At 46.1% G+C, this 12116-nt stretch carries 8 protein-coding genes; 4 read left to right on the top strand and 4 right to left on the bottom strand.

Annotation, left to right across the window (positions count from 1 at the left end):
* Positions 1-189: 189 nt before the first annotated feature.
* Positions 190-1338 carry a hypothetical protein gene (locus J7I42_RS29555; protein ID WP_209143084.1) on the top strand — a complete coding sequence of 383 codons (1149 nt, stop codon included), beginning with the start codon at positions 190-192 and terminating at the stop codon, positions 1336-1338.
* Between the two features lie 11 nt (positions 1339-1349).
* Positions 1350-2609 carry a glycoside hydrolase family 71/99-like protein gene (locus J7I42_RS29550; protein ID WP_209143082.1) on the top strand — a complete coding sequence of 420 codons (1260 nt, stop codon included), beginning with the start codon at positions 1350-1352 and terminating at the stop codon, positions 2607-2609.
* A gap of 385 nt (positions 2610-2994) precedes the next feature.
* On the opposite strand, the gene J7I42_RS29545 is transcribed toward J7I42_RS29550, so the two are convergent.
* From J7I42_RS29545 to J7I42_RS29530, 4 genes are all read right to left on the bottom strand, one after another.
* Positions 2995-3792 carry an AraC family transcriptional regulator gene (locus J7I42_RS29545; protein WP_209143080.1) on the bottom strand — a complete coding sequence of 266 codons (798 nt, stop codon included), beginning with the start codon at positions 3790-3792 and terminating at the stop codon, positions 2995-2997.
* 5 nt (positions 3793-3797) lie between these two features.
* Entirely contained in the window at positions 3798-4814 is a 1017-nt protein-coding gene (locus J7I42_RS29540; RefSeq protein ID WP_209143078.1) for an SDR family NAD(P)-dependent oxidoreductase, read from the bottom strand.
* Between the two features lie 96 nt (positions 4815-4910).
* Positions 4911-5627, bottom strand: coding sequence for a pirin family protein (locus J7I42_RS29535; protein WP_209143076.1), 717 nt, complete (start codon positions 5625-5627; stop codon positions 4911-4913).
* A 272-nt stretch (positions 5628-5899) separates the two neighbouring features.
* Positions 5900-6955: an aldo/keto reductase gene (locus tag J7I42_RS29530; protein WP_209143074.1), complete on the bottom strand. Its 1056-nt coding sequence runs from the start codon at positions 6953-6955 to the stop codon at positions 5900-5902.
* 150 nt (positions 6956-7105) lie between these two features.
* Here J7I42_RS29530 and J7I42_RS29525 point away from each other — a divergent pair, with 150 nt between their 5' ends.
* Positions 7106-8413, top strand: a complete 1308-nt coding sequence (locus J7I42_RS29525) for a response regulator (RefSeq protein WP_209143072.1) — start codon at positions 7106-7108, stop codon at positions 8411-8413.
* Positions 8414-8816: 403 nt separating this feature from the next.
* Entirely contained in the window at positions 8817-12116 is a 3300-nt protein-coding gene (locus J7I42_RS29520) for a SusC/RagA family TonB-linked outer membrane protein (RefSeq protein ID WP_209143070.1), read from the top strand.

The raw sequence follows: 12116 nt of genomic DNA, 5'->3' as shown, positions 1-12116 counted from the left end.
AGCTGAAGGTGAGTAGTGAGTTGTAAGCAGGCTCGCTATTAATTGGAGTTCCGCAATAAGAACTTTCACGTTTGACGTTTCACGATTACGCGAGGTCAAAATTGCCGCCTCACGATTGCCGATTGCCGCTTCACGATTGCCGATTGCCGATTCACGATTGCCGATTAATAACCTTTAAACAATAAGGATATGAAATTAACTGTATTTATTGCTATCACAATATTGTTTGCAATGATCACCATCACTTCCTGCAAAAAAGAAAACTATCATAGCCGCGATACCAGTGGATTAAAACCGCCGCCGCCACCACCTCCACCGCCGCCACCAGATCCCACCTTGGTTTCGTTTAATACTGCTGATGCCATAGATAATTGGGAATCTGCCGGCAACAAGGGCGCCATAGAAAAAACAGGCGGCAAGGAAGGCGCAGGCTGGCTCAAAGCATCCATTGTTAATGGGGAAGATTATATGCACCTGATCTATAAACGTCCGGCGCCGGTTGATCCCAAACTTACGGTAGAGACCGGCCAGTTTGTTTTCTGGTTCTATGTATCAAGTGTGGCCGATCTGAAAAACAACGACGGACAAATAGAGCTTACCAGTTCCGGTGAGTCAGATAAAAAAGAATTTGCCTGGAACCTGGCCGATATTATTCCAGGGCTTAAGAATGGCTGGAATGAAATAAAACTCAACTTCGGCACGGCCCAGGTGTCAGCTGATGGCGGACCCGATATTCATGCATTCAATTTCTTTCGCATGTACCTGTGGACGAACAGCAAGAACCACAACGATGTGGCCATTGGGGTTGATGACCTGCGGTTCCGCCTGAAATCAAAAACACTGGAAACATTCAATAATACCGATGCGCTCGATAACTGGGAAACCGCCGGCAATAAAGGGGCTATTGAAAAACCCGGCGCCAAAGAAGGGCAGGGCTGGTTAAAGGCTCCTATTGTAAGCGGGGAAGATTATATGCATTTTATTTACAAACGGCCAACGGCGCTTAATGCGGGGCTCACCAAGGCCAATGGGACACTGAAACTGTGGTTATACATTGGCGATATCAGTCAGATAAAAGCCGATGGTCAGTTTGAATTGACCAGTTCGGGCGAAAGCGACAAAAACGAATACTCCTGGAACCTGGCGCCTATGCTGCCCAATTTAAAGAACGGCTGGAATGAACTGACGCTGAACTTCAGCGATGCCGGTGAAAGCAGCGGTGATGGCGGGCCCAAACTCAGCGCCTTTAACTTCTTCCGCCTCTATTTATGGACAACCAGTAAAACGCATGCAGATGTGGCATTGGGTTTGGATGATCTTAGACTGGTAGAAAAATAAAACTCGTTACTATGAAAAGAAATAATAGTATCCTCTTGGTGTTAATGGTTATGCTGGTGTGCTGCGCCAAAAGCAATAACAATGGCGGCGGCAATAATAACGACGACAAAAAAGACACCGTCTGGCCTTCACCGGCAGGCGATGTGGTTGGAAAAATTACAGTAGGTTACCAGGGCTGGTTTGCCTGTAAAGGCGATGGATCGCCCATCAACGCCTGGTGGCATTGGGGGCAGGACTGGGCTACCACACCATCCGCCACCAACAAAGCATTCATCAGCTGGCCCGATGTACGGGAATACACGAATAAATTCAATACCAATTTTGCCAATCTCGGTAATGGGCAACCGGCGCAATTGTTCTCTTCGTTCAGCGATCAAACAGTAGATGTACAGTTCTCCTGGATGAGCCAGTATAAGATCGATGTGGCTGCCCTGCAACGGTTCAATCCCAATGGTATAGAAGGCCCTGTTCGCGATGCCATGACCGCCAAAGTGAAAACGGCTTCAGAGAAATACAACGTCAAATTTTATATCATGTACGATGTAAGTGGCTGGACGAACATGCAAACTGAATTAAAAACCGACTGGACGAATAAAATGAAACAATACACCCAGTCATCGGCCTACGCCAAACAAAATGGCAAACCGGTGGTGTGTATCTGGGGTTTTGGTTTTAACGACAACAACCACGACTTTTCTACAGCGGCTTGTCTCGATGTGATCAATTGGTTTAAAACGCAGGGCTGTTATGTGATCGGTGGCGTGCCTACACACTGGTTAAACCAGACCAGCGATTCGCGCGCTGGTTTTCTGGAGGTTTATAAAGCATTCAATATGTTGTCACCCTGGATGGTGGGCCGCATCTCAAAAGCTGCTGAAGCTGATAATTTTTTTGCAACGGTGAATACACCTGACCTGGCGTATTGCAAAAAGTACGGGATCGACTATCAGCCATGTGTATTGCCAGGCGATCTGCAGTCGCGTCATCGCGCGCATGGGGATTTTATGTGGCGTCAGTTTTATAACATGACGCGGCTTGGTTGTCAGGGGATTTACATCAGCATGTTCGATGAATACAATGAAGGCAACCAGATAGCCAAAACCGCCGAAACCATCAATGATGTACCGGCAGGCTCAGGTTTTTGGGCGCTTGATGAAGATGGCACCAAATGTACGAGTGACTACTATTTACGCCTTACCCGTGATGGCGGTAAAATGTTTAAGAAGGAAATGGCGTTAACGGCTACGCGGCCTACTTTGCCAGTGCCGTAAATGCAATGGGCAATAGGCAGGGGCAGTCGTGAAACGTCAAACGTGAAGGATTTACGATGTCTAAGCCTCGCGACGGCAATCGTGAATCGGCAATCGGCAATGTCGCGGTTAAAAGGCAATTGGGGCTGTCTGCTATTGCCTACCGCTTGTATCGTTTAGTTAATGCTTGTTTTAAAGAATCCCCTCCTGGGGCTGGGGTGGGTTTATGTATTTCATTCGACGTCAATCAAAAAATACCCACCCCTGTCTGTCAGTGTTTATGTGCTGAATGTTGCGACCCCCCGATGCATCGGGGGAATTTGGCTCTCCGTTTTCGATTCACGTCAATCCTCCTGATATATATAACTAAATAACTAAAAAAACTTGTTTTCCCCATTGCCCTTTCTTACACCGTCGCCGGACTATACCCAAACTTCTTTTTAAAAGCATAGGAGAAATGCGACAGGTTCTCAAATCCTGCATCGAGGTAGATGTCGGATGGTTTTCTTTTTTGTATGGATAATTGATAATGGGCCAGCTCCAGTCGTTTATCCGTTAACCACCTGCCTGGTGTAATATTGAACACCGTTTTGAAATCCTTTTTAAACGTAGTTAAACTGCGCCCGGTGAGATAAGCGAATTTCTCCAGTGGCAGGTTGTACATAAAGTTCTGTTCCATGTAACTGGGCAGGTCTACTTTATCAGGTTCCTGAAAAGAACCGAGCAGTTCCTGCACCTGTGGGTTCAAATCGTTCAATAGGGTCAACGTTTCCTGGATCTTTATTTCAGCCAAGCCAGCCGGTAATTCATCCTGCAATTCAAAATAGGGCAGCAGGGAGGTGAACAGGCTTTTCAACAACGGATGCCGCTTGATGGCCAGGTATTTTGGTTGTAATGGTTGGGAAGGAACCGGATGCGATGCATAGAATTTTCGAAGCGTGGCAGCCGGGAAAAAAATCGCCACAGACCGATATGCTTCATTCGCTGCCGGTATTTTAGCCACCCGCAAGAGTTGATTCCTGGGTATGATCACCAGATCTCCCGGGTGATAAATATGCGTGTCATTGCCATCAGTGACCGTAAAGGTGCCGGCAAAAATGTACGACAACGCCGGCTGGTCAAGCACCAGTTCGCGGGTGTAACTTTTTTCCCTCGTACACGATAAAAATACTTTGCCCTGAAATAACGCTTCCGGTTTCCCCATACTACTTAGATTTTAAAAGAAATGTTTGTTAACTGCTCACTCAACGTCCATAGCTTTTTTGCGTTCTCCGCATTGATGGCGTAAGGCATAACGCCTTTTTCATTGCGCATGGTCCTGTTGACCGAATTAGCTACGTCGTCATCACTTTGACTCAGGATGGCAATGTCATTGTCTTCACAATAGACGCCGCCTTTATCATTCAATGCCTGACTGGTAGCACACCATACGATGGTAGAAGCACCTTGCGGAATGGTCTTTAATCCTTTTGTGGCATCATATACAGGGTTGCCGTCCTTGTCGTATACGCCGAGCTCGATCAGCCTTTCCCGCGAAAGCACTCTTTTAAGATCGGTATCTACAATAGCGCCAGGATGTAAAGAAAAGGAACGAACACCATGCAATTGCCCCCGGCGATCTAACTCAACCGTAAAAAGTATATTGGCCGTTTTTGATTGTCCATACGCCGTTTGTGGGTCATAGGCCCGGTGTTCATAATTCGGATCCTCAAAATGGATTGGCGAAGCAAAATGCCCACGCGAAGAAACATTGATGACCCGTGCACCTTTGGCATTTGCAAGGGCCGGCCACAATTGGGCAGTCAATAGAAAATGGCCCAAATGATTGGTTGCTAATTGGGATTCATTGCCATGGAGATCGCGATGCAGCGGCACCCACATAATTCCCGCATTATTAACCAGTATATGCAGTGCATTGTTCGAAGCCAGGAATTTGCTGGCAAATTCGGTGATAGAAGCAGGGTCTATAAGATCCATAGGTTCAATAGTTACCCTTTCAATTCCCTGCAAATTCGCCTGGGCCTTTGCCATGTCGCGCGCTGGCACTACCACCCGGGCGCCCGCTTTTACAAATGTTTTTACCGTTTCGAGCCCTATACCTGCGTAACCGCCTGTTACAATGGCTGTTTTGCCGCTCAGATCAATGCCTGCGATCACATCGGTTGTAGTAGATGCTGCAGTAAACCCAGCATGAATGGGTTGTTGTAGTTGTTGTATTCCTTCCATATCAGTTATTTTTCTACTGCAAAGGTGAGGCTGAATGGAAGGTGGCTGTTTTGTTTAAAAGTCGTTTCTTGTTTGTTTAAAAGGCGGAGTGCGGGTTTATTTTTGATTGATAGGCGTTTCTATGATCAGGAACTCACTGGTTTCCCTGCAGGTTATTTCAAAGTGGCTGGCATCCCAAATGCCTAAGGCATCTCTGGTAAATACGGGTATGCGGTTAACCAGGATCTCTCCGGAAATTACAAATACAAAAACGCACATATTTTCTTTGTGAAGGTTGTGGCGCACTACTTCATTTTGATCAAAGGCGCCCAGTAATAATTTTGCATTCTGATTGATCCAGCAATGTTTTAATCCTTCTTCACCGGAAACTATGGTAGTAAGCTTATTTTTCCGGCTTTCAACCGGAAAGCTTCTTTGCTGATAACGGGGTATAATGTTTTGTTGTTTGGGCTGGATCCAGATCTGCAGAAAATTTACATCCTCTTCACCGATATTATATTCTTCATGCCGCAAACCGCTGCCTGCACTCATGATCTGTACACCGCCTGGTTCTATTACGGTGCTGTAACCCATAGAATCTTTATGGTTCATTTTTCCCTTTAGTAAAATGGAAATGATCTCCATATTTATATGCGGGTGAACGCCAAATCCTTTTCCGGGTTCAACAAGATAATCGTCGTTAAAAGCAACGAGGGTGCCGAATGCACTTTTTAAAGGGTGATAATAGTCGCTGAAACTGAAATAGAAATTGCTTTTTAACCAGCCAATGTCCTTTATGCCTCTTTCTTTACTACTGAAAAAATGAGTTTGCATATAATAACGTGTTGAATGTTTGGGGGAAGATCCTACGGAAAGGTACAGAAAATGATGCTGAGTGTGAGTCGCGCTCTTTTGTAAAGCTTTATGAGGTAGGAGGTAAGAGGTAGGAGGTTGAATGGTTGATATGTTAACAAGTTAAGATTGATTGGCACTCCGATTCGTCAGAGCGCCATTTTAGAAAAAGAGGTAGGAGGTACGAAAATTCGCGCGCTTCGTACTCGTTTATATAAACTGCTGATTTACTTTATCGACAAGCATCCATTCTTTTAGATATGCTCATCCAGTAAGATCTTATCAGCCGGACTTAACCGGTTTTTTGCCAGGGCAGCCTGATGCCAGTAAGGATACAACATAGGTAAACGGCTCACTTCATTTAGTCTTTCCCGCTCTTTTTCTGTTAACGTTACCGATGCTGCCTGGATGTTTTCCTTTACCTGGTCGATGTTCCGGGCGCCAATAACCAATGAAGAAACAGATGCACGGCCCAGTACCCATGCCAGGGCAACCTGAGCAGGTGTTACCTGTTTTTCCGTAGCAATGGTTTTCAGCACATCCACTATGTTCCAGAGGCGATCAAAATCCCGGATAGGAGGTTCCGTCCAGCCTTCAGCAAAACGGCCTTCTTTACGGGTTTGCATATCGCGCGTATATTTTCCGCTTAGCAAACCGCCGGCCAATGGGCTCCAGATCAATGCACCCAACCCCTGATCGATGCCAATCGGCAACAATTCATATTCAGCTTCCCGGGCTTCCAGCGAATAATGGATCTGTTGGGTCACAAAACGTTGATAGCCGTGTGCCGCGCTGGTGCTCAATGCTTTCATCGTATGCCAGCCAGAGAAGTTGGAACTGCCGATGTAGCGCACCTTACCTTGTTTAACCAGGGTGTCCAGCGCTTCCAGCATTTCATCCAGCGGTGTAAGACCATCCCACTGGTGCATATAATAAATGTCAATTACGTCGGTACGTAACCTCTTTAAACTTTTCTCGCATTCCTGAATAATATGGTATCTCGAAAAACCTTCATCGTTTGGTGCTCCGGTGCCCAGCGGCATTCTTGCTTTGGAGGCAAGCAATACATTACCCGGACGTTTTCCATGTAAGATCTCGCCAATGATCTCTTCCGATAATCCGGCAGAGTAAATATTGGCAGTGTCAATGAGGTTGATGCCCTGATCAATGCAATAATCAATAATAGTGCGGCCCTGGGCAACATCAATATTTCCAACTGAGGCAAATTTACCGGCGCCGCCAAAAGTCATTGTTCCAAGAGTTATAGTCGATACCTTAAGACCTGAACGGCCTAATATTCTGTATTCCATATCGGGACGCTTTAAATTTTGGCGCCAAAGATAGTGAAGAGCGTATTATGGATTTATTACTGGTTTACTCAATTTTTACTGAGTAATTTGTTATTTTTGATCAGCAACACAATGAAACCATAAGGGCTGATTGCTGCCTGAACTTTGCACATGAGAGAAAGAAAGACTATTGCTTGCTTACTGGCACTTTTATTTACCCATTCATTATTTGCAGCCGGACAACCGGCTACACCTTTTCACTGGTTTGAAAACCGGTGGGCTTTTCTATTTTATGCATTCCTGGGTAGCGTACTATTGTATACCTGGCAAAAATATAAAGCAAAGCAGACCCGGTTGGCTTACGATAAACAGGTTCAACAATTAACAGCAGAAAAAGAACAGGCCGAAAGGCAAAGAATGGAAGCTGTGGCCGCACTGACCAAAACAGAGAAAGAAAAAAATGACGCACTGATCGAAGCGCAGCGCATGAACCAGCGCCTGTTAAATCTGGCAGATCAATTACAATTGTTTGCCGGGCAGGAAGGGAGGGCCGATGGACCGGCGGAAGGACCGGAACTATGGGCAGATATAGCGCCCATGGCGCCCCTGGTTGCGGAACAGGAACGACAAAGCGGCCAAACCGTATTCAATGCCGTGGCCACCGAAAACCAGCGCATTCTGATCGTGGACGACAATGCCGACATCAGGCGGTATATAGCAAAGCTTTTCAACGAACAATTTACTGTGTATGAAGCGCCTAGTGGAGAAGAAGGATTGGTGCTGGCGCGCCAGTTCCAACCCGATATAATCATCAGCGATGTGTTCATGCCCGGCATGACGGGTATTGAATTCTGTAAAATAATAAAAGACGACAATGGCCTGGGGCATATCCCGGTGATCCTGTTATCGGGCAGCGGTGCAACCGATACCCGGTTACAGGGCGTGGAAAGCGGTGCCGATGATTATATTACCAAGCCCTTCGACAAGGACCTGCTGGTAGCCCGGGTAATAGCCCTGATAAAAAGTAAGAACAACCTGCAGAAATATTTCTATAACGAGATCACCCTCCAGCAGAACCCGCTGAAAGTATCAGCCGAGTACAAAGCCTTCCTCGATAACTGTATTGCCATTGTAGAGACCCATCTCGACGATGACCAGTTCTCCATTCAGGCCCTGGCGCATGAATTGGGTATGAGCTATTCCAAAATGAATAAAAAGATCAAAGCGGTATGCGGCCAGCCGGCCAACGCATTTGTACGCTTTATTCGTTTACGCAAAGCGGCCGAATTATTCATCAACTCCAATTATAACATCAATGAAACCGCCTACCAGGTAGGTATGGGGGATATCAAACATTTCAGGGAGCACTTTACCCGGTTGTTTGGAATGAAACCCTCGGAGTACATTGAGAAATACCGAAAAAATTTCGGTAAACAGTACAATATAAACGAACAAATCCTCAGACGGGTCGAGACGTAGTTGACTACGTCAGTTTTTTTTCCAGATGCTTATTTGTGAGCAGTTTATAAATTTCAAATTATATTATCTGGGTCATTGACGTAGTAGGAGGGGTTAAAAAAGCCCCCTTTTTATCAAAAATGCCCCCCTTCCCATCACGGGTATGCCGGTTAAATTGCCATCGACATCCCTATTATTAAGGCGGTTCTAAATAAGGATTTAACCACCAAAACTTTTGCGGTATGAAAAAATTAATGCTATCTGCCCGGGCAGTACAATACCCCGGCTCCTTCGATGTGTATCTCCATTTCCATCCGCCCAGGTTTTCCCTGCATGTAGAAGTAAGATGAGATCAATAGACGAAAAGTTACAGTCGTCACCAAAAAACCAAACTGACTAAAAAACGCTTTCTAAACATTAGTTCATGATGAAAACACGACGCTTTATGTGTAACCTGTTTCAAACAAGGCAATGGGGTATTGTCTTGTTTTTTGTAATGATGCTTGTTGCCCCGTTTGTTTCACTGGCGCAGGAAAGAACGCTGGAGGGAAAAGTGGTAGATGCTGCTAATCAACCCCTGAAAGGCGTATCTGTTACCATCTCCAATACGAAGCGAGGTGTTACTACTGATGACAATGGCCACTTTGTATTGAAAGTAACACCTGATGCCAGTATCACCTTTTCATTTTCCGGCTTTGTTGCCCAAACCATTAAAGTGCCGGCAACAGGCGAGCTCTCTATACGGTTGGAAGTAAGTCAAAAGGCCATGGATGAAGTGGTAGTGATCGGGTATGGCCAGGTTCGCAAAAAAGACCTTACCGGTTCCATCACCCAAATACGGCCTGATAAAATAAGTGATCAAAACCCCAATACCACCCAGGACATTGTGCGTGGTACGCCTGGCGTTACCGTTGGGTTTGATGCCTCAGCAAAGGGCGGTGGTTCTATTCAAATCCGTGGTCAACGTTCTGTATATACCGATGCGGGTCATAACGATCCCTTGCTGGTGTTAGACGGAATGATCTTCTATGGTGAGTTGTCAGAAATTAACCCCGACGATATTGAGCAGATAGACATTTTAAAAGATGCCTCTGCCGCCGCTGTGTATGGCGCCAAATCAGCCAACGGCGTACTGATCATCACCACCAAAAAAGGAAAGAAAGGCAAACCCCGGTTTAATTTTACTGCCAATCACGGCATCTCCACCATGGGCATTAACCGCAAGGTGATGAGTCCGGAAGGGTATATGAAATACCGGCAGGACTTTTATACCGCGCCAACCTATGGTGTTAATGCGGCTACCGGTAATTATGAAGCCTACCAGGATGGCAAAACAAAGGCTGGCTATTATGAAGTACCCACTGATGAGAACCTTGCCAAATGGGGTATTACGCTGGCCCAATGGCGTGCCTATACTGTCAATGGTACCGCCGGCGACAACGAGATCTGGGCAAAACGCCTGTTGCTGCAAGGTACTGTAATGAATAACTACCTGGCCGGTAAAACCTTCGACTGGTATGATAATACTTTCCGCACCGGTCACAACCAGGACTATAACCTCAGCGCCTCCGGCGGGTCTGACAACTACAACTATTATATGTCCATGGGTTATCTCAGCAACCAGGGGTTGGTGAAAGGTAATGACTTCAAAGCCATCCGCTCTAATATTAAGATGGATGCCAAAATGACGAAATGGTTAGACATCAGCGGCAATATCAATTTTCAACACCGTGATGAGGGCGACTCTGCTGCCGACTGGAACCGCGCGATCATTTACAATTCGCCGTACGCCAATTATAAAGATGATACCGGTGCCCTGCAGGTACATCCCATGGGGGAGAACAGTGTAAACAACTATGGTTACAATTACGATTTCATCCGTCAGTATACCGCGCGTGATAAAGCGTATACCGTATTGAATACGATCCTTACTGCCCGGGTGAAACTGCCATTCAATATCACGTATTCATTCAACGCGTCTCCCCGTTACCAGTTCTATCACGAACGGTACTTTGAATCATCTAAAAACCCCGACTGGAAAGCAACAAACGGCCTGGTCTACCGTGAACAAACCCAGCGGTTCGACTGGTCGCTGAACAATACCATTAACTGGGACCAGACCTTTGGCAAACACCGGGTAAATGTTACGCTGGTGCAGGAAGCCGAAAAACGCCAGTCGTGGAAAGACAGGGTAGAAGCCAAGAACATTTTACCAAGCGACGCGCTTGGGTTTCATGAAACTACTTTCGGTGACAAAAATAAAAGTACGTATGATGCAGATGACGTGAAGGAAACCGCTGACGGTTTACTGGCCCGCGCGATCTATACCTACAACGACCGCTATATGTTTACGGCCTCCTTCCGTCGCGACGGTTATTCTGCATTTGGTACTTCCAACCCGCGGGCGAACTTTATTTCATTGGCAGGCGCCTGGACATTTACCAATGAAAACTTCTTTCACTGGGATCCCATGAGCATGGGTAAATTAAGATTGTCGTTTGGCCAGAATGGTAACCGCTCACTGAGTGATCCTTATCTTGCATTGGCCAACCTGACAGCCGGGACCGGTTCCGCCTCCATGGGGTACCTGGATAACAGCGGCGCCCTGGTGCAATACCGTTATTTGCGTTTGGATCGTTTGGCAAATCCTAACCTGCACTGGGAAAAAACCGAGTCGTTCAACACCGGTATCGACTTTGGTTTCCTGAATAACCGCTTAACAGGTACTGTAGACTATTATGTAACACCCACGATTGATATGATCATGAACCGGGCATTGCCAAACTTTACCGGTTTCACCAGCATTACCACCAACCTGGGTAAGGTAGAGAATAAAGGTTTTGAGTTCTCGCTTACTTCTCAGAATATGCATACAAGAGATTTCAACTGGAGTACCACCTTCGGTTTTTCGAAATACAAAAACACCATCAAACATCTGTATTATGTATTCGATGCGGTGCTGGATGCCCAGGGAAATGTGGTTAGTACCAAGGAAAGAGATGATATAGGCAACGGCTGGTTCATTGGGCAACCGGTTAGCGCCATCTGGAATTATAATGTAACCGGCATCTGGCAGGCCAATGAAGCCGCAGAAGCAGCCCTGGCAAAACAGCGTCCGGGCGATCCCAAGGTTGCCAATACCAACACCGACGATGATGTGAAGAACGCGAATGGTACGTTTACGCCGACTTATAACGATAAAGACAAAGCATTCCTGGGACAAACAAGCGCGCCCATCATGTGGTCTTTGCGCAACGATTTTACCTATAAAAATTTCAATTTCTCGTTTAACATGTATTCTTATTGGGGACATAAAAGTTTGGTTAACCTGTACCTGAACCAGGATAACAACACTTCATTGATCACCAACCTGGCCAATACCTGGCAGAAAGATTATTGGACGGTGAATAATCCCTCTAATAACGTGGCTCGCCTCAGTGCAGCTGGTCCTGCCGGTGTACAGGCACCCGGAAAACTGTACGACAGAAGCTTTATTCGACTTGACAACGTAACGCTGGGTTACACTGTGCCTGCAAAGCTGATCTCGAAAGCGGGCCTGGATAAAGTAAAGGTGTTCGCCAATATTCGCAATGCGGCTTTATGGAAAAAGGATAAGAACTGGAAATATGGCGATATAGAGACCTTTAGTACAACAAGTAATAATGAATACCGCGGAAGTTTAGCGCCCCGGATCTTCACATTTGGATTAAACGTAAATTTTTAA

Origin of the sequence: Niastella soli, from assembly GCF_017742245.1 — a bacterium.
GTDB lineage: Bacteria > Bacteroidota > Bacteroidia > Chitinophagales > Chitinophagaceae > Niastella > Niastella soli.
This window is presented reverse-complemented; position numbering and strand designations above follow the sequence as displayed.